Here is a 25,793-nt window from a genome sequence, read left to right as displayed (position 1 = left end):
GCAAAGACCCCCGGCCCGGATTGCGGGCCGGGGGCAGTTGGCTCAGTTCAGGCCAAGAGCCTTTTCAACCTCCTTGTGGCGGTCGAAATAGGCGCTGTCATATTCATAGCAGGGGCGCACCACTTCGAACCCACCTGCCACGACCTTGACCATCTGGCCCGCGTGGTTCGGCTGGTGGAAAGCCGCGTCGCCGACATAGTAGGGACCGCACATCAGATCCGAGGTATAACCCTTGATGCCCTTGATTGCGGCGGTCACCGCGGCGCGGTCATCAAGGCCCGCCGGGTCCATCTCCAGCAGCGCCTTCACGAAGAACTGCGCCGACAGATAGCCGGCCTGGCTGAAGGTGTCGCGCGGATCGTCGGCCTTGCCGAAGGCGTCCAGCACCGCCAGCCAGTTCTGCCCATCCGGCCCGCCCTGATTGATCGGCGCCAGCTCGGCGTTGACCCAGATCTTGCCGTGCCAGTATTCGCCCACGGCATCCGGCACCGACAGGTCGTAAAGCGGCGTCGGCGCGATCCAAGTGTAGGCATCGCGCAGGTCCTGTTCCTGCGCCGCCTTCAGCACGGCCAGCGCCAGCCCGGCGGGCAGGTTCATCAGGATGGTGTCGGCCCCCGAGGCCACCGCCTCCAGAAGCGCCGAGTTCACATCCGGCGCGCCGGGGTTCAGCATGGCCATGCTGCCGGTGCCGCCTTTCGACGTCATGTAGTCGATGACCGCCTGGCACGACCAGATGCCGTTGTTCGGGATGTTCAGCCCGATGCAGGCGACATTCTTCGACCCAAGTTCCTCCTGCGCATATTGCGCCGCGCCCAGGTTCGAGGCGAGCGGGCCCTGGTTGGTGGAGACAAGGTTCGGCGTCTCGAAACATTCCGAAATCGCGCAGGCCGAGGCCATCGCCATGATGCCCTGATCGACATAAGTCTGCGCATTCACTGCCATTTCGGTGAACGAGCCGTTGCCGACCATCGCCACGGCCTTCTGGTCATTCACCAGCTTGGCGGCCGCGGCCGCCGCGGCTTCGGGGTTCCATTGGTCATCTTCGACATGATATTCGATCGGCCGCCCGCCAATGCCGCCATTGGCGTTGACGCAGGCGAAATAGGCCGCCGCCGCATCGGTCGATGACGACCAGTCCCCCGGCGCCCCGTTCGAGAAGATGCCCCCGACGATGATCGGCGCGCCGGTCGCGGCCTGCCCGGTGTTGGCGCCGCAGGAGGGCGCGGCAAAGGCGGCCCCCGCGATCATGCCGAGGCCAAGGGCAAAGGCCCCGGCCAGTCCGTTTCTCAGTTTCATCTGCGTTCCTCCCGTTTGGTTTCGGTTGACCCGGCTCTCCCGTGGCCGGTGGTGGTTCAGGCGGTCCTGCGATCCTCAAGGATCATCTCGGCGGCTTTCTCGGCGATCATGATGGCGGGGGCGTTGGTGTTGCCCGACACGATGGTCGGCATGATCGAGGCATCGACCACGCGCAGCCCCTGCAGGCCGTGGACGCGCAGGCGCGGATCGGTGACGGCCATCGGGCCGGTGCCCATCGCGCAGGTGCCGACCGGGTGATAGACGGTGCGGGCATTGGCGCGGATATAGGCGCGCAGTTCCGCCTCGCTTTCCACATTGTCGCCGGGGATGATCTCGGTCAGGCCATGGCGGGCCATCGGCCCTTGGCGCAGGATCTGGCGGGCAAGGCGCACACCCTTCAGCAGCCGTTGCATGTCCCGGTCATCGGTCAAAAGGCCAAGGTCGATGCGGGGCGGCCCGTCCGCGCCGCCGCGTGTCACCGAGCCCCGGCTGTCGGGGCGCAGCACGCAGGTATGCACCGAAACCCCGTGGCCATATTCCACCATCCGGCCCCGGTGGCTCTTGCGCCCCGGAATGATGTGAAACTGGATGTCGGGGCGCGGCTCGGCCGGCGAGGTGCGGACAAAGCCCCCGGCCTCGACCATGTTCGAGGCCAGCATCCCGCGGTTGCCGAACACCCAGCGCGCGCCCTCCAGCGCCAGCCGCGGCAGGGCGGCGACCGAGATGCCATAGGGCGTGCGCGAGCGGCTCTGGCAGATCACCATGCAGTCGACATGATCCTGCAGGTTCTGGCCGACGCCCGGCAGGTCATGCGCCAGCCCGCCCCCGATCCCCGAGCGCAAAAGAATGTCGGGCGAGCCGATGGCCCCCGCGGACAGGATCACCTCGCCTCGGGCGGTGACGGTTTCAGTCTGCCCGGCCCGGCGCAGCGTCACGCCCGTGGCGCGTTTGCCCGCCAGCACCAGACCCAGAACCTCGGCCCCGGTCAGGATGTGCAGGTTCGCCCTCGCCTTGATCGGGGCAAGGAAGGCGCGGGCGGTGGAATGGCGTTTGCCCGCTGCCTGCGTCACCTGATAGATGCCCATGCCCTCGGGCTCGGCCACGTTGAAATCCGGGCAGGGGCGGAACTGCAACTGCTCCGCCGCCGCGATGAAATCGCGGTCCACCGGGTTCGCGTCGCGCAGGTCCGACACCGCCAGCTCGCCACCCCGGCCGTGATGCTGCGGGTCGATGCCGTCGCGGCGGTTGTCCTCGGAACGGCGGAAGAACGGCAGCACCTCGTCATAGCCCCAGCCAGTGCAGCCCGCCGCCGCCCAGCCGTCATAATCGGCCCGGTGACCGCGGATGTAGATCATGCCATTGATCGCCGAGGAGCCGCCCAGCACCTTGCCGCGCGGGATCGACACCTCGCGCCCGTCCAGCGCCACCTGCGGCGCCGAGGTGTAAAGCCAGTTCAGCCGGGCATCCTTCGACAGCTTCATCACGCCCAGCGGCACGGTGATGAACGGGCTGCGGTCGGCCGGTCCGGCCTCGATCAGGCAGACCGAGACGCGCGGATCGGCCGACAGCCGATTGGCCAGCACCGCCCCGGATGACCCGGCGCCGACGATGACGTAATCGAACGAACCCTCAACCGACATGCGCCGCGCCAACTCCTGTTCCAGAGGCTGCGGCCATGGGGCATCCCTGCACTGGCCGCACAAGGCCAGCGCCCCGGCAAACGCCGGACCCATGCTTTCCGTCAGAACCTCCCAGCCCCGGTTTTCCGGGGTCTCCTGCGAATCAGCTTAACGGGTTATCTTTGGATTTTCTTTGGACATTTGCCGGTCACCGACTATAGTTTTCCCAAAGAAAGAGAACCCATGGCCCGCAAACCCAAACCTGACGAACGCATCAATGCCGCGCTGATCGCCGATTTCGCGGTGGCCGGCTTTGTCGCCAAGGCGCTGGCGCTGATGGCCAGCCCCGGCAAGACCTGGCTGGTCAGCGACGATTTGCGGCTCTTGCCGGACATGCCCGCCGCGCGGCGGATCAGCTTCGATCAAGCCGGGCTGGACCATTCGCCGATGGACCCGGAAGAGGCCTTTGTGCGGCTGCGGCAAGAGCTGGAAAAGGCCCGCGGCATCGCCGCGCTGGTGGTCGACATGGGCTGGGTCGTCGGCAACCTGCAAGGCGTCACCGGGCTGGAGAACTGGGGCGGCGTGGCCGACCGGCTGGCGGCGCATTTCGACCTGCCGGTGATCTCGCTCTACAATCAGGACCTGACGATCGAGGAGCAGATTCAGGCCGCGCTGCGCGCGCACCGGCAATTCCTCGCGCCCTCGGGACTTTACGAAAACCCCTACTGGATTCCCGCCAGCCTGCTGGAAGGCGGCGCGCTGGATGAACAGCTTTCCTTCATGCTGGGCCGGGTGGTGCCCGATTATACCGGGCTTCTGGCCCGCCGCCAGCAGGGCCAGATGTTTGCCCGCGGCGCGACGCCGTCCTGGCTTGCCCCGCCGCGCGCCGGGCTTGGCAACCCGGCCAAGGCGGCGCGCTGGCATGTGCATTGCCTTGGCCGGCTGAAGGTCTTCATCGGAGGGCAGGAAGTGAACTGGCAGCTTCCCGGCGGCGCGCCGAAAAAGACCCGGACGCTGTTCGCCTATCTGCTGCAAAGCGGTGACAAGGGCGCCCATGCCGACCAGCTTGGCGAACTCCTCTGGCCCGAGGGCGAATCGGAGGAGGTGAAGCGCACCCGGCTGCACCACACCGTCGCCATGCTGCGCAAGACGCTGGGCGAACCGGGCGCGGTGGAGCGGGTGGGCGAGACCTACCGGCTGAGCGCCCCGCCCGGAAGCTGGATCGACATCGACACCTTCGAGCAGCTCTGCCGCCGCGGCCTGTCGCTCTACAAGCGGGGCGAGTTGAATGCGGCGTTGCGGGTCTATGCCGCGGCCGACCAGCTTTATGGGGGCGATTTGTTTGAAGATTTGCCGCTGGAATATGTGCGGTCCGAAACCGACGACTGGTGCATGCCGCGCCGGATCTGGCTGCGTGAAATGGCGGTGAAGCTGCAATACGACTTCTCCAAGGTCTGCATGTCCTCGGGCCGCACCCGCGAGGCGCTGGCGCATTGTCAGAAGGCGCTCAGCATCGACCCGGCCAGCGAAGGCGCCAACGCCGAGGCGATGAAGATCTTCGTCGCGCAGGGCCGGCTGGATGCCATGCACCGGCAATACCGGCAATACCGCGCGGCGCTGGAGGCGATCGGCGCCAGCGAAGGGCTTGAAATCAAATCGCTTTACCGCGAGCTTTCCAAAGCGGGTTGAGGGTTTCCGCCGATCCCGAAAAATCACCAAAGAAAAACCAAAGCCACCGGACTTAGGCTGATTCTCAACATGTCAGGCTCAGCTTTTGGGAGAGAGCGGCCCGGCATATCAGGGAGGATACCGCGATGAAGGACCACGCAGGCGCCGCGCCGTCTGACGGCTTTGACCCGTTCGATCTGAACAAACCCCATGCCCGATGGGCCGAGCTTCGCAAGGAGGAACCGATCTTCTTTCACGAGCCGACCAACTACTGGGTCGTGACGCGCTATGAGGACATCAAGGCGATCTTTGACGACTACAAGACCTTCAGTTCCGAAAACGCGCAAAAGCCGGTGCGGGCGATGTGCGAGGCGGGCCGCAAGGTTCTGACCGACGGCGGCTTTACCGCCTATTCCGGCCTGACCGCCCGCGTCCCCCCCGATCACACCCGCATCCGCAAGGTGGCGCAGTCCTGTTTCGGCCCGCGCCGGTTCAAGTCGATCCAGCCGCAGATCGAAGGCATCGTGCGCCGGCATCTCGACGAGCTGGAGGCTAAGGGCGCGAACGGTCCGGTCAACTTCTGGGAGGTGGTGGCCTATCCGGTGCCGGCCTATGTGCTGTTCACCCTGATGGGCATTCCCGACGCGGATGTGCCGAAGATCAAGCAATATGGCGCCTCGCGCGGCAAGATGACCTGGGGCGAATTGACCGACGAGGAACAGGTCGAGGTTGCCCATGACATGGTGGCCTATTGGAAATACATCCACGACCTTCTGGACATGCGCCGCGCCAATCCGGGCGACGACTTTCCATCCGACCTGCTGCGCCTGCAGGCCGAAGGGGCCGAGATCACCGACGAGGAAATCGCCGGCGTCCTCTACTCCACGCTCTTTGCGGGCCACGAGACGACCTCGACCTTCATGGGCAACTATGTGCTGACCATCATGCAGCACCGCGACGCCTGGGATCAGCTCAAGGCCGACCCTGCGCTGATCCCCAATGCGGTGGAAGAAATGCTGCGCTTCACGCCTTCGGTTGTCGGCTGGCGCCGGAAGGCCCGCCATGCCGCCACGGTGGGCGGGGTGGACCTGCCGGAAGGCGCGGAAATCCTGATGATTACCGGCTCTGCCAACCGCGATGAGGCGCAGTTCCCCGACGGCGAAAAGCTGGACCTGACGCGCCCCAACGCCCGCACGCATCTGTCGTTCGGCTATGGCATCCACTATTGCCTTGGCTTCCAGTTGGCCAAGATGGAGGCCACCGAACTGTTCCGGCAGCTTCCCGAACGCTTCCCCGACATGAAGCTCGTCGACGGGTTCGAGGCGCAATATCATCGCAACCTCGGCTTCCGCGTGCCGCAATCGGTCATGGTGGAGACGGGGAAAGCAGAGGTGGGGAAATGACCGATCTTTTCACGCTGGATTTTTCCCGCATCAGCCAAGCCGATTTTGCCCGCGTCGGCGGCAAATGCGCCAGCCTTGGCGAGATGACGCAGGCCGGCGTGGCCGTGCCACCAGGCTTTGCGGTGACGACCGATGCCTATCAGGCGATGCTGGCCCATCACGACATGCGCGCCGAGATCGAACGACATCTCGCGGGGGTCGACCCCTTCGACATTGATCAGGTCGACCGCGCTGCGCAGGCGATCCGCATCCGCATCCGCAGCCACAAGCTGCCGCCGGCGGTCGAGACGGCGATCCGCACCGCCTATGCCCAGATGGGCGCCGACATGCCGGTCGCCGTGCGCTCCTCGGCCACGGCCGAGGATCTGCCGGACGCCTCCTTTGCCGGCCAGCAGGACACCTACCTCTGGGTGCGCGGCGCCGATCAGGTGGTGGAAAAAGTCCGCGATTGCTGGGCCTCGCTTTATACCACCCGCGCCGTGGCCTACCGTGAAAAGAACCGCATCCCGCATATTGACGTGCTGATGAGCGTCGGCGTGCAGAAGATGGTCAACGCCCGCGCCGCCGGGGTGGTGATGTCGATCGACCCGGTGAACGGCGACCAGACGAAGATCGTGATCGACGCTTCCTGGGGCCTTGGCGAGATGGTGGTCTCGGGCGTGGTGACGCCGGACAACTTCACCGTTGAAAAGGTGCTGATGGAAATCACCAACCGCAAGATTTCCGACAAGCATGTCGAGCTGGTGGGCGATGCCGTCCGCGGCGAGGCGGTGGAGCGCGAGGTGCCCGAAGACCGCCGCCGCATCCAGTGCCTGTCTGACGCCGAGGTGGTCGCCGTGGCCGCGCTGGCCAAGCGGCTGGAGCGGCAGAACAAATGCCCGCAAGACGTGGAATGGGCGATAGATGCCGATCTGCCCGAAGGCGAAAACCTTCTGGCGCTGCAATCGCGCCCCGAAACCATCTGGAGTCAGAAGAAGGCCGAAACCCCGAAAAAGACCTATGCAACCGGCATTATGGGGATCGTCGGCACGCTGAACTCTGCCTTGACCGTCAAGCGCTAGCTGCGCGGTCCAACCAAAAGTCCGTTTCAGGGAGGAAACGCAAATGGACGCCAAGACCCCGATGTTCCCCAGTGCCTTTGACGTGAAGGCGCCGAAGGGGGCGGAAGGCTGGGAAAGCCTTTACCCCTATTACACCCGCTTCCAGCCCAGCCGCCGCGCCGAAGACGACGCGAAGTTCTGGTTCTGCAACAGCCAGCACTGGCCGAACCCGCTCAGACCCTTTGACGTGATCTTTCTGGATTTTGCCATCAAATGCCTCGGGCAATACAACAGCCGCCATCTTCTGGTGCCGCCCGCCAACGGCATCGACTACCGCATCCTGAACGGCTTCGTGTATTTCTCGCCCGTCGCTGTGGCGCCCGAGAACATCGAGGCCCGCATCCCGCAATTCCTTGACCGGGCCGGGCATTACTTCGGCAACTGGAACGACCTTTACGCCAATTGGAAGAAGAAGGTTCTGGCGATGATCGCCGAGCTGGACGCGATTTCCTTCACCGACTTGCCGGATGTCGTGCCGGTGGAATGGGTCAAGGGTGGCGTCGGGCTCGACAATACCAACGCCCTGTTCGAGGCCTATGACAAGGCGATCGAGCTTTCCTACAAGATCTGGCAATACCACTTCGAATTTCTGAACCTCGGCTATGCCGCCTATCTCGATTTCTTCGGCTTCGTGAAATCGCAGTTCCCCACCATCCCCGATCAAGCGATTGCCAAGATGGTGCAGGGAGTGGACAGCGAACTGTTCCGCCCCGATGACGAGATCAAGAAGCTGGCGCGGCTGGCGGTGGAGTTGGGCGTCGATGGCGCGCTGATGAGCGGCACGGTGGACGAGGCTTTGGCGGCGGTGGGCAAGGCCCCGAACGGCCAGAAATGGCTGACCGCCTGGAAACAGGCGCAGGACCCGTGGTTCAACTTCACCAGCGGAAACGGCTTTTACTCGACCGACAAATACTGGATCGACCACCTCGACATTCCGCTCGGCTATCTGCGCGACTACATCCCCCGCGCCAAGGCCGGCGAGCAGATCGAACGCCCGACCGAGCGGCTGCTGACAGAGCGCGACCGGATCACTAGCGAATACCGCGACATGATGGACGAAGAGGCGCAGGCGGTGTTCGACGGCAAGCTGGGCCTTGCCCGCACCGTGTTTCCCTACGTTGAGGATCACAACTTCTACATCGAGCATTGGGCGCTGGGCGTATTCTGGCGCAAGATGCGCGAGCTGTCGAAGCTCCTGCAAGGCGCCGACTTCTGGGCCGAGGAGGACGGCATGTTTTTCCTGCACCGCAACGAGGTGCGCGACGTGCTGTGGGACTATGCCGCCTCTTGGGCGATCGGCACGCCGAATGTCGGCTCTGCCGTCTGGCCTGAAGAAGTGTCCCGCCGCCGCGCGCTGGTCAAGGCGCTGGCCAGCCAGCCGCCGCTGCCCGCGCTGAACGAGCCGCCCGAGGTCATCACCGAACCCTTCACCATCATGCTTTGGGGCATCACCTCAGACGCCATCGACCGCTGGACCGGGAAGGGCGACGACGGGGCCGGGCTGAAGGGCATGGCGGCCGCGCCGGGCGCGGTGGAGGGCATCGCCCGCGTGCTGCGCAGCCCTGACCAATTGGGCGAGTTGCAGAAGGGCGAGATTCTGGTCACGCCGGTCACCGCCCCCTCTTGGGCTCCGGTCTTTGGCAAGATTGCAGCCGCTGTCACCGACATCGGCGGCATGATGAGCCACGCCGCGATCGTCTGCCGCGAATACGGCCTGCCGGCGGTGACCGGCACCGGCACCGCGACGGCGAAGATCAAGACCGGCATGCGGCTGCGGGTCGATGGCAACACCGGCACCGTGACGATTCTGGAGTAAACCGGGCGCCTCCCTCCCCCCTCGTGGGGAGGGGGGCCGCCTTTCCCGCAACCTGTTGGACCCTTGCCATGAGCCTCGACCTCTCGCGCTATGACCCGGTCTGGCGTGCCGCCGAACCCTACATGCGCGCTCGCAAGAACGATGTGCATATCCCCCTGTCCTTCGACTGGTGCGTCCGGCTTCTGGAGCATTTCCCGCAGGCCGACCGCGACGTCTGCCTGCTGGCGATCCTCTTGCACGACATCGGCTGGTGGGCGATCGACATGGAGACCATCATTTCCGAAGGCTTCCGGTCGGAAAACATCCTGCAATCCGATGTGCGCTACCGGCACGAGGCCGAGGGCGTGCGGCTGGGCACCGAGGTGCTGCGCGCGACCGGCTGGAGCGAAGACATCATCGCGCAGGTCTGCGAGATCATCGACGGCCATGACACGCGGCCAGAACCGCGCCATCTCAACGACCGCATCGTCCGCGACAGTGACAAGCTCTGGCGCTACGAGGTGACGGGCACGGCGGTGGGCTGCGACTGGTTCGGCGAGACACCGGCCGAGAACTGCCGGCGCAACGAGAAGATCCTGCCGAAATTCGAAACCGAGCCGGGCCGGGCCATGGCCACGGCGGCGCTGGCGGAAACCCGCAAGGCGCTGAAAGTGCATGTGCTGTAGGAGCGGGCCATGGAGATGTTCATCAACGGGGCCTGGACGGCTTCGGTCACCGGCGCCACGCAACCCGTGACCGATCCGCGCTCGGGCGCCCAGTTCGACACCGTGCCGCAGGGCAATGCGCAGGATGCCGACCTCGCCATCCGCTCTGCCGCCGCCGCGTTCGAGCTGTGGCGCAAGACCCCCATGGCGGACCGGGTGCGCCTGCAAAAGAAACTGGCGCAGGCGATGCGCGACGCCGGCCAAACCATCGGCACCGCGCTGCACCGCGAGCTTGGCCGCCCGCTGCCCGCATGTCTGCAAGAGGTGAACCGCGCTGCCGACCTTCTTGACATCTACGCCGAGGAAGGCCTGCGGCTGCACGCCGCCATGACCTCGGGCGGCCCCGGCGAGAAAACCGTCGTCACCCGCGATCCGGTCGGGGTGGTGGTGGCGATCACGCCGTTCAACTATCCGCTGAACCTGCTGATGTTCAAACTCGGCGCCGCGCTGGTGGCGGGCTGCACCGTCGTCGCCAAGCCCTCGGCCGACACGCCGACCTCGACGCTTCTTCTGGCCGAGCTGTTCCACAAGGCGGGGCTGCCGAAGGGCGTGTTCAACGTCGTCACCGGCGCGGGCCGGGCGATTGGCGAGGCGCTGGTCAACCATCCGGTCCCGCGGAAAATCGCCTTCACCGGCGGCACCACGGCGGGCAAGGCGATTGCCGCCGCCGCGGTGCAGACCATGAAACGCGTGACGCTGGAGCTGGGCGGCCAGTCGGCGGCCATCGTCTGTGCCGATGCCGACATCGACAAGGCGGCCGAGGCGATTGCCCGCCACGGCTTCGCCAATTCCGGCCAGTTCTGCTACCGGGTGAACCGGATCTATGTCGAGCGCCCGGTCTATGAGGCCTTCCTTGAAAAGCTGCTGGCGCGGGTGCGGCAGTTCACCCTCGCGCCCGCCGGCGGCGAGGGCGACCTTGGCCCGCTGGTCAACGAGAAGATCTATGCAAACAGCGCCGTTCAGGTCGACGACGCCCGCGCCAAGGGCGCCCGCATCCTCTGCGGCGGCCAGCGCCAGACCGGGCCCGGCTTTGACGGCGGCTTCTACTATCAGCCGACACTGGTGGCCGATGCGAGCCATGAGATGCTGGTGCTGACCGAGGAAACCTTCGGCCCGGTGCTGGGGATCTGCCCGGTCGATGACCCCTGGCAGGGCTTGAAATTCGCCAATGACAACCGCTATGGCCTCGCCGGCTTCGTCTTTACCCGCGATCTCGCCCGCGGCCTGACGCTCTGCGAAGGGATGGAGGCCGGGTCGGTCTGGCTGAACGACATCCAGCGCTCCTCGCATTACGAACCCTTCGGCGGCGTCAAGGAAAGCGGGCTGGGGCGCGAGAAGGGGCGCTACGGGGTGGAAAGCTATCTGGAATACAAGACCATGTATCTGAGTTACGAGGTGCCGCGATGACCGCGCTTCTGCGCCCGCAGGACGAGGTGCTGTGGCACGAGGCCCGGCCCTTCCTTGACGTGCGCAACAATGACGAACACACGCTGGTCGCCTACGGCGTCGCCAGGGCGCTGCTCGCCGCCCTGCCCGAGGCCGAGGCCGATGTGGTGCTGCCGGCGATCCTGCTGCATGACGTCGGCTGGAAGCGTATCCCGCCCGATCTTCTGCTGGCCGCCATCGGCCGCAACCCGACGCGGCGCGATCTGGTGTTTGAACACGAACGCCATTCGGTCGTCATCGCGCGGGAGATCCTGACGCGGCACGGTCTGGGCCGGGTCGACGAAATCCTTGCCATCATCGACGGGCACGACACCACGACCGAGGCGCGGTCCTTGAACGATGCGGTGATGAAGGATGCCGACAAGGGCTGGCGCACCACGCCGCATGGCATGCGGATCATCCGCGGCTGGTATGACTGGTCGCTGGCCGACTACATCGACATGGTGACGGTGGTGTCGAACCCGCGGCTCCTGACGGCGCCGGGCAAGGCGATGGCCGAGGGGTTCACCGCCAGCCTGCGGGCGGAACGGCAACTGACACGATATATGGAGACGGGCGCATGACCGATCTGGGACTGTCGGGCAAACGGGTGGTCGTCTCCGGCGCAGCGGGGGGCCTTGGCCGCGCCTTCGCGCTGGCCTTCGCCGGGGCCGGGGCGCGGGTGCTGGCCTGCGATCTGAACCTTGCAGGCTGCGAGGAAACCGCCGCCGCAACCGGCGGGCTTGCCGCGCAGGTCGATGTGACCGACACCGCGAGTTGCCGCGCGCTGGCCGATCTGGCGCAGGCGCGGATGGGCGGGGTGGATGTGCTGGTGAACAACGCCGCGATCTATGGCGGGCTGGAGCGGCGCGATTTCGAGGATCTCGACGAAGAGGTCTGGGACCGGGTCATGGCGGTCAACGTCAAAGGCGTCTGGCAGATGTGCCGGGCCTTCTCGCCCGCCCTGCGCGCCGCGAAAGGGGCGATCGTCAACATCGCCTCGGCCACGGTGTTCTCCGGCTCGCCGCAATGGATGCATTATGTCGCCTCCAAGGGCGCGGTGATCGGCCTCAGCCGCACCATGGCCAAGGAGATGGGCGCCGACGGGGTGCGGGTGAACGTGCTGGCGCCGGGCTTCACCATGACCGAGGCCAGCCTTGGCCTGATCGAGAACGCCCGCAGCTATGGCATCGACCGCGCGGCGCTGAAGCGGCCGGCCGAGGTGGAAGACATCGTCGGCGGCGCGCTGATGCTGGCCTCGCCGCTCGCGGGCTACATGACCGGGCAGACGCTGGTGATCGACGGCGGGCGGCAGTTTATCTGAGGGGAATGCAATGGTTCAGGTGACGTTCATCGAGGCGGATGGCACGCGGCGCGCGATTGCGGCGGTGGTGGGCGAGCCGCTGATGTATCCGGCGCGCAACGCCGGGGTGCGGGGCATCATCGCCGAATGCGGCGGCAGCGCGATGTGCGCCACCTGCCATTGCTATGTGATCGCGGCCCCCGAGGGCGCGCTGGCGGCCCCGAAGCAGGACGAAGCCGACACAGTGGAGTTCAACGCCCATGAACCTCGGGAAAACAGCCGGCTGACCTGCCAGATTGTCGTGACGCCGGCGCTGGAGGGCGCGGTGTTTCAGGTGGCGACGGGGCGCTAGAGGGCGCTCATCGAGCCCGTTCCGGACACTCTTCGCTGCGCAGCGAAACTGCAGCATTTCTTCTTTGGCAGCCACAGCACCGGGGGCGCTTCGCCCCCCGCGCGGGCTTGTGCCAAGCCCGCTTCCCCCCGAGGATATTTGGGCCAGTCTGAAAGGCGGGGCCGGCCGGATACCCCTCAGCGCGCCAGCACGCCGCCGTCGATCACCAGCGTCGTGCCGGTGACGAAATCCGAGGCGGTGGAGGCGAGGAACAGGGTGGCGCCCTTGATCTCGTCGGGGCGGCCGAGGCGGCCCATCGGGGTATAGGCGATGGCGGCGGCGGGGTCTCTGGGCCGTGTTTCGGTCTGGAAGATGCCGGGGCAGAGCGCGTTCACCTGAATGCCCTTGTCGGCATAGTGCAGCGCCATTTCGCGCGTAAGGTTGACAACCGCACCCTTGGAGGCGGCATAGGCCGGGCGCGGGAAGGCCCCGGCTGGAGCGGCGAGGCCCCACATCGAGGCGACGGTGATGAGCTTGCCCCGGCCCTGCGGCAGCATCGCGGCAAGCGCCGCGCGGCAGGTGTGAAAGAGCCCGGTCAGGTTGACATCGAGTACCTTCTGCCAGTCGGCGTCGGTGATCTCATGCAGGAGGCCCGGCCGGGCGTCGGAGATACCGGCATTGGCGATGCAGATGTCGAGTGGGCCAAGGCGGGCGGCGGTTTCGGTGATGGCGGCGGTGACGGCGCGGGCGTCGGTGACATCTCCCGGCAGGGTCAGGACTTTCCCACCCTGCCGGCGCAAGTCGGCGGCGGTGTCTTCCAGCCGGTCCGCGTCGCGGTCAAAGAGCGCCAGGGCGGCGCCGTTCTCGGCCAGAGCCTCGGCCATGGCGCGGCCCAACCCTTGCGCCGCGCCGGTGAGAAAGGCGGTCTTGCCCTTGACCGAGAAGATCTCGGCGGCCGTCATGCCTGCCGCTTCCGCGCGAGGTCGGCGAACCAGTCTAGCGCGGCGGGGTTGCGGGCTGCATCCCGGCTGGCGGCCTTGTCCAGCGGCAGACCCAGCATCAGCTTGCGCACCGGAACCTCCATCTTCTTGCCGGTCAGGGTGACGGGAATTTCCGGCGCCGCGATGATCTCGTCCGGCACATGGCGGGGCGAGCGTTCGCTGCGCAGCCGGTGGATGATTTCGTGGCGCTTGGCCTCGTCCAGATCGGCGCCCGCGGCCATCTGCACGAAGAGCGGCATCCAGTAGCCGCCCTTGCCATCCTCGACACAAAGGATGAGGCTGTCGGCCACCCCCGCGATACCCTCCATCGTGCGGTAGACCTCGGCCGAGCCGATCCGCACGCCGAAGCGGTTCAGCGTGGCGTCGGAGCGGCCCAGCACGAAGCTGCTGCCATGCGCCAGCATCCGCAGCCGGTCGCCATGGCGCCAGATGCCGGGCCAGGTGTCGAAATAGCTGGCCTCGTAGCGGGCGAACTCCGCATCGCCCCAGAGACAGAGCGGCATCGAGGGCATCGGTTTCAGGATGGCAAGCTCGCCCTCGGCACCGATCAGCGTTTCGCCCTCCTCCGAGAGCGCGCGCACGTCGACCCCCAGCGCCGGGGCCTGAATTTCACCGGCCCGCGTGGGCAGCAGTGGCGAGCCGGCCAGCGTGCCGGAGCAGAATTCGGTGCCACCGGACTGCGAGGTGACCCAGAGGTCGGGTTTCACAGCCGTCTGCGCCCAGGCGAAGGTTTCGGGCGTCGCGGGCGAGCCGACCAGCAGCAGGGTTTCCAGCGCCGGCAGGGCAAACTCCCGCGCCGGGTCGATGCCCTGACTGCGCACCATCTGCAGAAAGGTCGGCGAGGTGGCAAAGACCGAGGCGCGGGTTTCTTCGGCAATCTGCCACATCCGGCGGGCATCGGGAAAGCTGGGATGGCCGTCATAAAGCACGGCGCGGCCGTTCATCAGCGGCGCCATCATCAGCGTGTTCCACACCATCCAGCCGGTGGTGGAATAGCACAAAAGCGCCTGTCCCGGCTTCAGTTCATAATGGAAGGCGGCGGTTTTCAGGTGTTCCAGCACGATGCCGTGGTGGCCGTGGGTGATGGGTTTCGGCAGGCCGGTGGTGCCGGAGGTGAACAGGACCCACAGCGGATGGTTGGTATCGACACGGGTAAAGGTGAAGGCCTCGGGCGGCACTTCGGGGCCGGTGAAGAGGCTGTCCCATGGCAGGGCGGTTTCCCGCATGCCGGCGCCGGACAGATAGTCGAGCATCACCACGGTTTCGACCGTCGGCAGCGCCGCAAGGATGCGGTCCAGATCGGCGGAGCGGTCGAAGTCCTTGCCGCCATAGCGATAGCCGTTGACGGCGAAGACCAGCTTCGGTGCGATCTGCGAAAAGCGGTCGATCACGGTCTGGGCGCCAAACTCCGGCGCGGCCGAGGACCAGACGGCGCCAATCGCGGTGGTCGCCAGCATGGCGATCACGGTTTCCGGCAGGTTCGGCATATAGGCCACCACCCGGTCGCCGGGGCCGATGCCCATGGCGCGCAGCCGGGTGGCCAGCTTGCGCACCGCGCCGCCGACCTCCGCCCAGCTCATCTCGGCCATCGGGCGCAGTTCCGAGACATGGTGCAGCATCGGGCGGGCGGCATCGCCCGCGGTCTCGTGCCGCAGGACATGTTCGGCATAGTTCAGCCGCGCCGCCGGCAGCCAGCGGGTGCGGGGCATGGCGGCATCGGTCAGCACCGGCTCGGGCTGGCCCTCAAGGATCAGGCCGAAGTAATCGCGCACCGCGCCCCAGAAGCCGGCAAGGTCGGTGATCGACCACTGATACAGATCGGCGTAGCCGGAAAAGCCATGACCCCGCGCCTTCAGCCAGCCGAGGAACTGCGTCAGGTTCAGGTCCGCCTTGCGGGCGTCGGAGGCGGTCCAGAGCAGCGCGCCCTCCGCGACCATCACCACCACCCCTGCGCCATCAACCCGGCGAGCCCCGGCAGCACGACATGGGCACGCAGCGCGGCCTCGGCGGCCTCGAACCCGGCCCCGTCGACCGTGCCCGTCGTCACCCCCACGGCAAAGGCCCCGGCCTTGCGGGCCATGGCGATCTCCAGCTTGGGGTCGTCGCCGATCACCACCATCTCGGCCGCCGGAATGCCCAGCATGTCCGAGATGTCCTCAAGCCCGACGGTTTCCGGCTTGCCGAACACCCGGGCCTTCACCCCGGTCGCGTTGTGCAAGGCCGCCGCCACCGCGCCCGAAATCCCCAGAAGCCGCCCCTTGGCCCCGGCGAAATGTGGCGCGATCGAAGTGGCGTAAAGCGGCTTGCCGGCCCAGAGAAGCTGCGCTGCCTCCTCCAGATCCTGCGCGCCGAAATCCTTGGTCCAGCCGAGGATGACGCCATCCACCTCGCCGCCCTCACCTGTCAGCGCCACCTCGATCCCGGCGTCGCGCAGCGGCACGCGGGTGCCATCGGCGGCGATGGTCAAAAGCCGCTTCACCCCCATCTTCGCCAGTTGCCGCGCCGCCACCGTGGCCGGGGTCAGGATATGCCCCGGCGCCAGCACCAGCCCGGCATCGGCGAGGAGCGGATAGTAATGCGCCGGCGGAAAGAAGGTGCCGTTGGTATAGGCCACCACCGGCAGCCCACGCGCCCTGAGCGCGGCTAGCGCCTCGACCGCGCCGGGCAGGGCAGCATAGGTGCCGCTGTCCTTGTCCATCATGGCCAGCGTGCCGTCGATGTCGAACACCGCGGCGCGGATCGGGTGGGAATGCATCAGCGGCCTCCGTTCAATTGCAGGGAAAAGCCGGGCTTGGTGATCTTCACGCCCGACAGGGTCGGCCGCCTTGTCAACTCGCCGACCAGATATTTCAAGGCCCGCGTCCGGGGATCATAGCCGCGCGGCGCAGGTCCGGCGGCGTTCATCGCGTCGACCTGATCGGCGGGCATCACGGCGCGCAAAAGGAACTCCTCGTCCGAATAGCCCCGGCCGACCTTGGCGCGCAGCTCATCGAGCGAGGCCATATGCGGCTCGTCCTCCAGTTCCCGCGCGCGTTTCGACGACCTGATCCGGTCCTCGACTTGTGGGTCAAGCGGCATCGCGGGCGCGCCGAACCGGCCCAGAACATAGCGCGTCACCTCATCCGGCACGGTTTCATAGCGCTTGCCCGACAGCACGTTCATCAGCGCCTGAGACCCCACAAGCTGCGAAAACGGCGTCACCATGATCGGATAGCCGAGATCAGCGCGGACATGCTCCACCTCCTCCAGCACTTGCGGCAGAAGGTGCAGGCGCTTCATTTCGGCAAGCTGGCGCTTCATCGTGCCCATCATGCCGCCGGGCATCTGGTGGCGGAAATAGCTGCGGTCGAACTCGCCGGGCACGCCATGCGCCAAGCCTTCGGCCTGCGCCAGCGCGGTGAACCAGTCGTCCATTTCGGCCACCGCCTCGTCATCGACGTCCACCGTCAGCCCCAGATCGCGCAGGTTGCGGATGGTCGGCGTCATGGCGGGCTGGCCGGTGCCATTGGCGGCGGCGGAGGACGAGGTATGCAGGCAGTGCGCACCCAGCTCCGCGGCCTCCAGATAGCTGAAGGGCGCAAGGCCGATGGTTGAATGCGAATGAAACTCCAGCGGCACGGCGATGGCCGCGCCGATCGCCGGGATCAGCGTGCGGGCGCGGTCCGGCGTCACCAGCCCGCCGGGGTCTTTCAGGTAAAGTCGGTCGAACTGGCCGGCCTCGGTCAGCTTGCGCGCCGCCTCGGCGAAATGCGCATCGTCATGCAGCGGCGAAAGCGTGAAGGTCAGCGCCGCCACGATGTCGCGCCCCCCAGCCTTGCGCGTGAGGTCCGCCATGGTCCGCATCGCGGCGACATTGTTCATCGGGTCCATCACCGCAAAACGGTCGATGCCGCTGTTGACCAGAAGCCGGAAGGCGAATTCCATCAACTCATGGCTGGCGGTTTCCCATGAGATAAAGCGCATCCCGGTGGTCAGGAAAGACAACTTGGTTTTCGGCGCGGCGGCGCGGAACAGGCGCAGCCGCTCCCAGGGGTCTTGTTTCGAAAACCGCACCGCCACCGCCATATGGGTCGATGTGGTGAAGTCAATTGCCTCGAACCCCACCCGGTCCATCGCCGGGGCGATGCCCAGCATCATCGCGGTGTCCAGCCCCGTCGCGCCCCAGTTCGACTGGTTGCCGTCGCGCAGCGTGGTGTCGATCAGCGACATGGTCATGGGCAGCCTCCGGCAAGGCGGGGCAGCAGTCCCGCGAGGTAATTGGTATCGACGCCGCCCGCCGCGAACTCCGGGTCGGCCATGATCGCGGCATGCAAGGGCGCGTTGGTGGCGATGCCTTCCAGTCGCAGCACCCGCAGCGCCTCGGCCATGGTGGCAATCGCGGCGGCGCGGCTCGGACCATGGGCGATCAGCTTGGCCACCATGCTGTCGTAATGCGGCGGGACTGTCGCGCCGCTGGTCATATGGCTGTCCACCCGCAGCCCCGGCAGCGCCGGAAACCACGCCAGCGAGACCCGCCCCGGTGAAGGGCGGAAGTCATGCGCAACATCCTCGGCGTTCAGCCGGCATTCGATGGCATGGCCGGACAGGGTGATATCGTCCTGCTGCAGCCCCAAGGGCCGGCCCTCGGCGATGGCAATCTGGCGGGCGACCAGATCCAGCCCGGTGATGGTCTCGGTCACCGGATGCTCCACCTGAATCCGCGCGTTCATTTCCAGAAAATAGAAGGCCGCCCGGTCCACATCGACCATGAACTCCACGGTCCCGAGCGAGCGATAGCAGATATGGCGGGCAAAGGCCGTGGCAGCCTCGCAAAGACAGGTGCGCAGGGCCGGGGACAGACCCGGCGCCGGGGCCTCCTCTACCACTTTCTGATAGCGGCGCTGCACCGAACAGTCGCGCTCGCCGGCGTGGATCACCGTCTCGCCATCCGACAGGATCTGCACCTCGACATGCCTGCCGGAAGTGACGAAGCGTTCCAGATAGACCCGCCCGTCGCCAAAGGCCGCGGCGGCCTCGGCCATCGCCAGATCAAGCTGCGGGGCAAGGTCTTGCGGGCGGTTCACCCGCTTCATCCCCTTGCCACCACCACCCGCCACCGCCTTGATGAGCAGCGGATAGCCGATGTCGCGGGCCACCTCTTGCGCCTCGGTCAGGCTTGCCGCATTGCCGCCGGGCACCAAAGGCACCCCGGCGGCAACGGCGTGACTGCGGGCGGTCAGCTTGTCGCCCACGGCCTCCAGATTGGCCGGGCTGGGGCCGATGAAGGTGATCCCGGCCTTGTCGCAGGCCAGCGCCAGATCGCGGTTTTCCGACAGGAAGCCATAGCCCGGATGCAGGGCGTCGCAGCCGGTGCCCAGCGCGGCCTGCATCACGGTGTCCACCTTCAGGTAACTGTCGCGCGACGGGCCGGGGCCAAGGCAAACCGCCCGCGTGGCAAGCCGCGCCCCAAGGCTGTCGCGGTCGGTCTGCGACACTCCCAGCACGGTTTCAATCCCCAGCGCCCGCGCGGTGCGGATGATGCGCACGGCAATCTCGCCCCGGTTGGCGATGAAGATGCGGCGGATCGGCGTCATTTCAGTGCGGCCGGATGCGGATAAGGCACTGGCCATGCTCGACCAGTTCGCCATTCGGGGCGGTGATTTCCAGAACCGTCCCGGCGATGCCGGCGGCGACCGAGTTCATCAGCTTCATCACCTCGATGATGCCGATGACCGTATCGGCGCCGACACTATCGCCCGGCCTGACAAAAGGCTCGGCACCGGGACGCGGGGCATGCCAGAAGGTGCCGAGCAGCGGGGCCGGAATCTCCGACCCGCCGCCCGAGGCGACAACCGGGGCCGGAACGGCTGCGGGCGGGGCCGGCGGCTGCGGTTGGATGCCTCCGGCGGGGATATTTTGGCCAGTATGAAAGGGCTGGGCGAGGCCCCCCTTGCGCAGCTCCAGCTTCAGATCGCCCATCTCGAGTTTCAGCTCGGTAAAGTCCGAGCCGTCGATCAGCCTCAGGATGTCGTCAATCTCGGCGCGCGTCAGCATGGTGGCCCTCCTGTTAGAGGCCCTGAGGCTAGGGCGCGGCGCCCTTGCGGCTCAACCGGCTTCGGGCGTGATTTCACCCTGTGAAACGCCGGGGCGCATCAGGTGGCGGGCAATCTCCTCGGCGGCGCGCCGGGCGGGCGGGACCAGAAGCTCGATGGCGCGGCCCCGGCTCAGCACCCGCCGCGTCCAGGTGATGTTCAGCGTGCCGGGCACATGGTGGCCGAGGCGGATCGCGACGCCCAGCGACTCGCGGCCGTCATCCGCCTCGGCCCGGCCCCTGTCGAAATCGCCGCCGAAATCCGGATCGCGCAGGCCAAAGCCCTGCGCGCGGGTTTCGGCCAGCACCTGCGCCACATAATCCGCGCTGCGCGCCATGCGGTTGCCGGGCCGGTCCGACCTGCGCAGGGTTTCCAGAATCGCCTCGCGCAGCGGCGCTTCGCAGGTGGCGATGAAGGCCCGCCCCGAGGCCGAGCGCAGCATGTTGACCTGAAACCCCAGCGGACCGAGCGCAATCTGGTCGAAATAGGCGCGGGCGGCGTTGGTCTCCAGCACCTCCATATGGGTCAGGCGCGGCACGGCCAGCACGCTGGGCCATTCGATCTCGGCCGTCAGCGCCGCCAGCACCGGCGAGGCGACCTCGACAAGCTGGCTTTCGCGGTCCATCCGGCCGGCCAGTTCGGCCAGCGAAAACGACGGTGCCCAGGCGTCATCGACCATGCGCTGCCAGATGAACCCGCGCTCCATCAGGGTTTTCAGAATCCGAAGCAGCGAGGCCTTGGGGATGCCGGTCAGCCGGTGCAGATCGGCCAGTGTCAGCGCGCCCGAGGATTGCAGGATCTGCAAGACCTCCAGCCCCCGCGCCAGGGCATTGATGGATTTCACCTGCATCGCCGGCTCCGGTTTCACTTGGTGAAACGGTGCAGGATCGGCCTTGGCAAGGCAAGCCCCCGAAGCCCAGACTGACAAGACAAGGGGCCCCGTCGGGGCAAGCGGGAGGGGCTCATGGACAACATTCACGAAGGCGGCTGCCAGTGCGGGCAGTTGCGCTATCGGGTCGAAGGCGCCCCGGTCAAGGCGGCGGTCTGCCACTGCCGCTATTGCCAGACGCGCACCGGCTCGGCCTTTGGTGTTTCGGCCTATTTCCCGCAGGACAAGGTGACGGTGTCCGGCCCGGTGAAGGATTACTCCTTTACCACCGAAAGCGGTCGCCCCTTCACCACGCAGTTCTGCCCGAATTGCGGTTCCAACGTGCTGTGGCGCCTTGGCCTGTCGCCCGAGCTGATCGGCATCGCGGCAGGCAGTTTCGACCCGCCCAGCTTCTGGTTCCCGATCAGCCGCGAGATCTTCACCCGCTCGGCTGCGCCCTTCGTGCATACCGACCTGCCGGAGAAATCCGAAACCACCGCCAGCTATGCGCCGGTGCAGGATGATCCTGCCGCGCTGCGGGGGGCCTGAGATGGTGGATTTCGCCGCGGTCCGCGCCATCGACTTTCACACCCATGCCGAAGAGCCCTGCGGCTGCCATGCCGATGACGGCTATGACGATCTGCAGGCGGCGATGGCGACCTATTTCGGCGCGCCCTGGACCCATCCGCCGACCATGGCCGAGACCGCCGCGCATTACCGCAGCCAGAACATCGCCGCGGTGATCTTCCCCGTCGATGCCGAGCGCGAGACCGGCTACCGGCGTTATGCCAATGAGGAGGTGGCGCGGATCGCCGCCGAGAATGCCGATGTGCTGATCCCCTTTGCCAGCATCGACCCGGCCAAGGGCAAGCTTGGCGCCCGCGAGGCGCGGCGGCTGATGCGCGACTTCGGCGTCCGGGGCTTCAAGTTCCATCCGACGCAGATGGGGTTCTATCCGAACGACCGTTCGGCCTATGGGCTTTACGAGGCGATTGCCGACGAGGGCGGCATCGCGCTCTTCCACACCGGGCAGACCGGGGTGGGCTCGGGGATGCGCGGCGGCAATGGCATGCGGCTGAAATACTCGAACCCGATGTATCTCGATGATGTGGCGGTGGACTTCCCCGACATGACGATCATTCTGGCGCATCCGTCCTTTCCCTGGCAGGACGAGGCGCTGGCGGTGGCCCAGCACAAGCCGAATGTCTTCATCGACCTGTCGGGCTGGTCGCCGAAGTATTTCCCCGAGACGCTGATCCGCTATGCCAACAGCCTTTTGAAGCACAAGATGCTGTTCGGCAGCGACTGGCCGATGATCGCGCCGGAAAAATGGCTGGACGCTTTCGCGAAGGCCCCGTTCAAGGACGAGGTGCGGCCGCTGATCCTGAAGGACAACGCGATGCGGATTCTGGGCGCTCAGTAGGGCAGTCCCGTGTAATTTTCGGCCATCAACCGACGCGCGACGGGATTGGTCTCAAGCTGCGCAAGCTCGCTGTCCTGCATCCGGCGGTCATAGTCGGAAGCCCCCGGAAAGCGGTGCATCATGGTGGTCAGCGACCAGGAGAACCGCATCGCCTGCCAGATCCGGGCAAGGGCGCGCTGGGAATAGGCGTCGATCCCGGCGCTCTGGTTCTGCCGGTAGTGCTGCACCAGCCCTTCATACAGGTAATGCACGTCGGAGGCGGCAAGGTTCAACCCCTTGGCGCCGGTCGGCGGCACAATATGGGCGGCGTCGCCGCACAGGAACAGCCGACCCCAGCGCATCGGCTCGGTCACGAAGGACCGCAGGGGCGCGATGGATTTCTCGATCGACGGCCCGGTGACAAGCCGGGCGGCGACGGCTTCGGGCATCCGCCGCCGGAACTCGGCCCAGAAGGCCTCGTCAGACCAATCCTCGACCGTATCGGTCAGCGGCACCTGGATGTAATAGCGCGACAGCATGGCGTGGCGCATCGAGGCAAGGGCAAAGCCCCGATCATGGGCGGCATAGATCAGCTCATGTTCGACCGGTGGAGTGCGCGACAAGATCCCAAGCCAACCAAAGGGATAAACCTTTTCGTATTCGCGCCGGACCTCGGCCGGCATCGACGGACGGCTGACGCCGTGGAACCCGTCGCAGCCGGCGACAAAGTCGCAGCCCAGCCGATGCGCAGCGCCGTTCACGGTATAGCTGACGTAAGGCGCATCGCTGGTCAGATCGTGCAGCGCGACCTCCTCGGCCCCATGGATCACCGTCGCGCCTATGGCGTCCTGTGCGTCGTAAAGGTCTTTCGTCACCTCGGTCTGGCCATAGACCATCACCTGCTTGCCGCAACTGCCCTTGAAATCGACATGGAACATCCGGCCATTCGAGGCCAGATAGCAGCCGTCATGCAGATGCCCCTCGCGGTCCATCCGCGTGCCCGCCCCGGCGGCGCGGATCAGATCGGCCGCCCCGGTTTCCAGCACACCGGCCCGGATGCGTGACAGCACATAGTCGCGGCTCTTGCGCTCCAGCACCACGGTCGCAATGCCCGCCTTGTTCAGCAGCTGCGACAGCAGCAGCCCGGAGGGGCCGCCGCCGATGATGGCAACCTGTGTGCGCATGGTGCTCTCCCTTTTCACTGACAGTGACGGATTGCCGCGAAAAGCCGAATGGACGATGTGTCAAATAACTGGTATTTTTCGGCCATGGTCACGGCAAAAATTCCCTCTTGGCAGCTTTACGGCGAGCAAAGCCCGTTTCCGGACCTGATCCATATCGAAACCATCACCGACCGGGCGGCGGGGTTGGACTGGCAGATTGCGCCGCATCGGCATGTGCATCTGCATCAGGTGTTTCTCGTGCTGTCGGGCGAGGTGCGGCTTACGATTGATGGCAGGGCACAACGCGGCGTACCGCCGCTGCTGATGAACATGCCGCGCGGACATGTGCATGGCTTTGGCTTTGCCGCCGGCACGCAGGGCTATGTGCTGACCTTGCCCGCCGCCGATTTCCCGGAGCTTTTCCGGCCGGAGGCGGAAACCCGCGCCGCGCTGGAACGGCCCTTTGTGGCGGCGGCAGGGGGCATGGAACCGCTGTTTCAGGATATCGCGCGCCTGCATGCCGCGCCCGACCCGCTGCGGCGGCTGAAGCTGAGGGCGGCGGCGCTGGCCCTGTGTTGTGCGGTGGCCGAGGCGGGGGGGGAGCGGCCGGACAGGTCGGAGGGCGATGCGCGGATTGCCCGGTTTGAGGAACTGATCCGCGCCCATCTGGCGGATGGCTGGCAGCTTGCCGACTATGCCGGGGCGCTGGCCGTGTCCGAACGCCACCTGCGCCGTCTGTGCCTTGCCGGTACTGGCCTTTCGGCGCATGGCTTTCTGGAGGCGACGCGGCTGCGCGAGGCCTGTCGCCTGCTCGCCTACACCCGCATGCGGGCGCAGGAGGTGGGCTTTGCGTTGGGTTTCGATGACCCGGCCTATTTCGCGCGGGCGTTTCGGCGGGGTATGGGAATGTCGGCCAGCGACTATCGGCGGCGGCTGGAGGGAGATGATGGTTGATCTGGTGATCTTCGATTGCGACGGGGTGCTGATTGACAGCGAGGTCATCTCGGCCCGGATGCTGATCGCCGAATTGGCCGGGTTGGGCGTGAGTGTCGACATGGCCTATGTCGCGCGGCATTTTCTGGGGCGCAGCTATCCCACCGTGATGGCGACGATCCGCAAGGATTTCGGACTGGACCTGCCGCCAAGCTTCGAGGAGGCCTATCGCACTCGGCTGCTGGCGGCGTTCGAGCGCGAGTTGCGGGTGATGCCGCATGTGGCCGAGGTGTTGGAGCGGCTTGCCTTGCCGTTCTGCGTGGCCACCTCCTCCAGCCCGCGGCGCGCGGCGATATCGCTCAGGCTGGTAGGGCTGGCCGGGTTGGTGGGCGACCGGCTGTTCACCGCTTCGGAAGTGGTGCGGGGCAAGCCGGCGCCGGATCTGTTCCTGCATGCGGCGGCGCGGATGGGGGCTGATCCGGCCCGCTGTCTGGTGATCGAGGACAGCCTGACCGGTGTCCGGGCCGGGTTGGCGGCGGGGATGGAGGTCTGGCGTTTTACCGGCGGCAGCCATCTGAAAGGAATGGCCATGGAGGCACCCGACGATGCCCGGCCGCAGCGGGAATTTGATTCTTTCGCGCATTTCTTCCAGATTGATCCGGCAACCACAGGCCACCCATGACCCCGCGCATCGATCCAGAACCTTCCTTGCATGATGAGGCCGCCCGGGCGGGCTGGCTCTATTACGTCGGCGGGCTGACGCAGGACCAGATCGCGCGCGAGCTGGGCGTCAGCCGACAAAGGGCGCAGCGGCTGGTCAGCCGGGCGGTGGCCGAAGGGTTGATCCATGTCCGGCTGAACCATCGGATTGGCGTCTGCCTCGACCTTGAACAGGCCCTGACCGACCGCTTCGGCCTGACGCGCTGCCGGGTGGCGCCGGGGCTTGGGGCCGGGGGCGACGCGGTGCGGGCGATTGCCTCGGCCGCCGCAGGCGAGTTGGAGCGGTTCCTGCGGATGGAGGAACCTTCGGTCGTGGCGGTTGGCACGGGCCGGGCGCTGCGCGGCATGGTGGACGCGATGGAGGACGGGATCGAGGCGGGCCAGCACCGGCTGGTTTCGCTGATCGGCAACATCGCGCCAGATGGATCGGCTTCGTTCTTCGATGTCGTCATGCGGCTTGCCGACAAGGTGCATGCGCCGCATTACCCGATGCCGGTGCCGGTGATCTCGCCTACGCCCGAGGAAAACGCGGCGTTCCACGCCCTGCCGCCAGTGCGCAAGGTGGTGGATCTGGCGCGCAAGGCGGACGTGGTTTTCGTCGGCGTCGGGCAAATGTCGAATGACGCGCCCTTGTTGAAAGACGGATTCGTCAGCCGGGCGGAGCTTGATGAGATGCAGGCGGCGGGCGCGGTGGGCGAGGTGGCCGGCTGGGTGTTCGATGCGCAGGGCCAGTATCTGGATCTTGGCACCAACCGCCGCACTGGCGGGGTACGGGTGGAACCGGGCCTGGACCGCCCTTCGATCGGCATTGCAGCCGGGGAAACCAAGGTTTCCGCCATTCGCGGTGCGCTTCTGGCGCGAATCGTCAACGGTCTGGTGACGGACGAACCGACGGCGCGGGCGCTGCTGGCCTGATCCGGCCTGTTTAAATCTAATAGCAGTATCAATGGCTTCATTGCGCAATGCCGCG

General features: G+C 66.5%; 24 protein-coding genes. 14 read left to right on the top strand and 10 right to left on the bottom strand.

What is annotated here, in order from left to right; translation table 11 throughout:
• Positions 1-42 precede the first annotated feature (42 nt).
• Positions 43-1,296 carry an ABC transporter substrate-binding protein gene (locus G4Z14_RS07525; protein ID WP_164624286.1) on the bottom strand — a complete coding sequence of 418 codons (1,254 nt, stop codon included), beginning with the start codon at positions 1,294-1,296 and terminating at the stop codon, positions 43-45.
• A gap of 56 nt (positions 1,297-1,352) precedes the next feature.
• Entirely contained in the window at positions 1,353-2,936 is a 1,584-nt protein-coding gene (locus G4Z14_RS07520; protein ID WP_164624284.1) for a GMC family oxidoreductase, read from the bottom strand.
• A 222-nt stretch (positions 2,937-3,158) separates the two neighbouring features.
• On the opposite strand from G4Z14_RS07520, the gene G4Z14_RS07515 reads away from it, so the two are divergent.
• From G4Z14_RS07515 to G4Z14_RS07475, 9 genes are all read left to right on the top strand, one after another.
• Positions 3,159-4,604, top strand: a complete 1,446-nt coding sequence (locus G4Z14_RS07515) for a BTAD domain-containing putative transcriptional regulator (protein ID WP_164624282.1) — start codon at positions 3,159-3,161, stop codon at positions 4,602-4,604.
• Positions 4,605-4,729: 125 nt separating this feature from the next.
• Positions 4,730-5,986, top strand: coding sequence for a cytochrome P450 (locus tag G4Z14_RS07510; RefSeq protein WP_164624280.1), 1,257 nt, complete (start codon positions 4,730-4,732; stop codon positions 5,984-5,986).
• Positions 5,983-7,047, top strand: coding sequence for a PEP/pyruvate-binding domain-containing protein (locus G4Z14_RS07505; RefSeq protein WP_164624278.1), 1,065 nt, complete (start codon positions 5,983-5,985; stop codon positions 7,045-7,047). Before G4Z14_RS07510 ends, G4Z14_RS07505 begins: the two co-directional genes overlap by 4 nt.
• 43 nt (positions 7,048-7,090) lie before the next feature.
• Entirely contained in the window at positions 7,091-8,902 is a 1,812-nt protein-coding gene (locus G4Z14_RS07500) for a PEP-utilizing enzyme (protein ID WP_164624276.1), read from the top strand.
• A gap of 68 nt (positions 8,903-8,970) precedes the next feature.
• Positions 8,971-9,567: an HD domain-containing protein gene (locus tag G4Z14_RS07495; protein WP_164624274.1), complete on the top strand. Its 597-nt coding sequence runs from the start codon at positions 8,971-8,973 to the stop codon at positions 9,565-9,567.
• Between the two features lie 9 nt (positions 9,568-9,576).
• A complete protein-coding gene (locus G4Z14_RS07490; protein ID WP_164624272.1) occupies positions 9,577-11,013 on the top strand; it encodes an aldehyde dehydrogenase family protein in 1,437 nt (478 codons plus the stop codon).
• Positions 11,010-11,615 carry an HD domain-containing protein gene (locus G4Z14_RS07485; RefSeq protein WP_164624270.1) on the top strand — a complete coding sequence of 202 codons (606 nt, stop codon included), beginning with the start codon at positions 11,010-11,012 and terminating at the stop codon, positions 11,613-11,615. Before G4Z14_RS07490 ends, G4Z14_RS07485 begins: the two co-directional genes overlap by 4 nt.
• Positions 11,612-12,355 carry an SDR family NAD(P)-dependent oxidoreductase gene (locus G4Z14_RS07480; RefSeq protein ID WP_164624268.1) on the top strand — a complete coding sequence of 248 codons (744 nt, stop codon included), beginning with the start codon at positions 11,612-11,614 and terminating at the stop codon, positions 12,353-12,355. Before G4Z14_RS07485 ends, G4Z14_RS07480 begins: the two co-directional genes overlap by 4 nt.
• 10 nt (positions 12,356-12,365) lie before the next feature.
• Positions 12,366-12,686: a 2Fe-2S iron-sulfur cluster-binding protein gene (locus G4Z14_RS07475; protein WP_164624266.1), complete on the top strand. Its 321-nt coding sequence runs from the start codon at positions 12,366-12,368 to the stop codon at positions 12,684-12,686.
• Positions 12,687-12,862: 176 nt separating this feature from the next.
• On the opposite strand, the gene G4Z14_RS07470 is transcribed toward G4Z14_RS07475, so the two are convergent.
• The 7 genes from G4Z14_RS07470 to G4Z14_RS07440 are packed head-to-tail and all read right to left on the bottom strand — an operon-like array spanning position 12,863 to position 20,605.
• Entirely contained in the window at positions 12,863-13,627 is a 765-nt protein-coding gene (locus G4Z14_RS07470; RefSeq protein ID WP_164624264.1) for an SDR family NAD(P)-dependent oxidoreductase, read from the bottom strand.
• A complete protein-coding gene (locus G4Z14_RS07465) occupies positions 13,624-15,603 on the bottom strand; it encodes an acetoacetate--CoA ligase (RefSeq protein WP_164624262.1) in 1,980 nt (659 codons plus the stop codon). The genes G4Z14_RS07470 and G4Z14_RS07465 overlap by 4 nt, the downstream gene beginning before the upstream one ends.
• A complete protein-coding gene (locus tag G4Z14_RS07460) occupies positions 15,603-16,421 on the bottom strand; it encodes an HAD-IIA family hydrolase (RefSeq protein ID WP_164624261.1) in 819 nt (272 codons plus the stop codon). Before G4Z14_RS07460 ends, G4Z14_RS07465 begins: the two co-directional genes overlap by 1 nt.
• Positions 16,421-17,881 (bottom strand): biotin carboxyl carrier protein, encoded by a 1,461-nt coding sequence (locus G4Z14_RS07455; RefSeq protein ID WP_164624258.1) that lies wholly within the window; start codon positions 17,879-17,881, stop codon positions 16,421-16,423. Before G4Z14_RS07455 ends, G4Z14_RS07460 begins: the two co-directional genes overlap by 1 nt.
• Positions 17,878-19,239, bottom strand: coding sequence for an acetyl-CoA carboxylase biotin carboxylase subunit (locus G4Z14_RS07450; protein ID WP_164624256.1), 1,362 nt, complete (start codon positions 19,237-19,239; stop codon positions 17,878-17,880). The genes G4Z14_RS07455 and G4Z14_RS07450 overlap by 4 nt, the downstream gene beginning before the upstream one ends.
• Before the next feature lies 1 nt (position 19,240).
• A complete protein-coding gene (locus G4Z14_RS07445; protein WP_164624254.1) occupies positions 19,241-19,699 on the bottom strand; it encodes an acetyl-CoA carboxylase biotin carboxyl carrier protein in 459 nt (152 codons plus the stop codon).
• 51 nt (positions 19,700-19,750) lie between these two features.
• Positions 19,751-20,605: a helix-turn-helix domain-containing protein gene (locus tag G4Z14_RS07440; protein ID WP_164624253.1), complete on the bottom strand. Its 855-nt coding sequence runs from the start codon at positions 20,603-20,605 to the stop codon at positions 19,751-19,753.
• A gap of 96 nt (positions 20,606-20,701) precedes the next feature.
• On the opposite strand from G4Z14_RS07440, the gene G4Z14_RS07435 reads away from it, so the two are divergent.
• On the top strand, positions 20,702-21,154 hold the full coding sequence (locus tag G4Z14_RS07435; protein ID WP_164624251.1) for a GFA family protein: 453 nt from the start codon (positions 20,702-20,704) through the stop codon (positions 21,152-21,154).
• A 1-nt stretch (position 21,155) separates the two neighbouring features.
• Complete coding sequence (locus G4Z14_RS07430; RefSeq protein WP_164624249.1) at positions 21,156-22,028, top strand: amidohydrolase family protein; 873 nt, start codon at positions 21,156-21,158, stop codon at positions 22,026-22,028.
• Here the strand turns inward: G4Z14_RS07430 and pobA are convergent.
• A complete protein-coding gene (gene pobA / locus G4Z14_RS07425; RefSeq protein WP_164624247.1) occupies positions 22,022-23,191 on the bottom strand; it encodes a 4-hydroxybenzoate 3-monooxygenase in 1,170 nt (389 codons plus the stop codon). The genes G4Z14_RS07430 and pobA overlap by 7 nt on opposite strands.
• A 48-nt stretch (positions 23,192-23,239) precedes the next feature.
• On the opposite strand from pobA, the gene G4Z14_RS07420 reads away from it, so the two are divergent.
• Genes G4Z14_RS07420 through G4Z14_RS07410 form a run of 3 tightly spaced genes read left to right on the top strand, consistent with a single transcriptional unit; the run spans position 23,240 to position 25,738 of the window.
• Positions 23,240-24,124, top strand: coding sequence for a helix-turn-helix domain-containing protein (locus G4Z14_RS07420; RefSeq protein WP_164624246.1), 885 nt, complete (start codon positions 23,240-23,242; stop codon positions 24,122-24,124).
• Entirely contained in the window at positions 24,114-24,785 is a 672-nt protein-coding gene (locus tag G4Z14_RS07415; protein WP_164624244.1) for an HAD family hydrolase, read from the top strand. Before G4Z14_RS07420 ends, G4Z14_RS07415 begins: the two co-directional genes overlap by 11 nt.
• Positions 24,782-25,738 carry a sugar-binding transcriptional regulator gene (locus tag G4Z14_RS07410; RefSeq protein WP_164624242.1) on the top strand — a complete coding sequence of 319 codons (957 nt, stop codon included), beginning with the start codon at positions 24,782-24,784 and terminating at the stop codon, positions 25,736-25,738. The genes G4Z14_RS07415 and G4Z14_RS07410 overlap by 4 nt, the downstream gene beginning before the upstream one ends.
• The last annotated feature ends 55 nt before the right edge of the window (positions 25,739-25,793 follow it).

This window comes from Tabrizicola oligotrophica (assembly GCF_011008935.1).
In the GTDB taxonomy this organism is placed as follows: domain Bacteria; phylum Pseudomonadota; class Alphaproteobacteria; order Rhodobacterales; family Rhodobacteraceae; genus Tabrizicola_A; species Tabrizicola_A oligotrophica.
The sequence above is the reverse complement of the archived record's forward strand: the minus strand, read 5'-3'. Positions and strand labels throughout refer to the sequence as shown.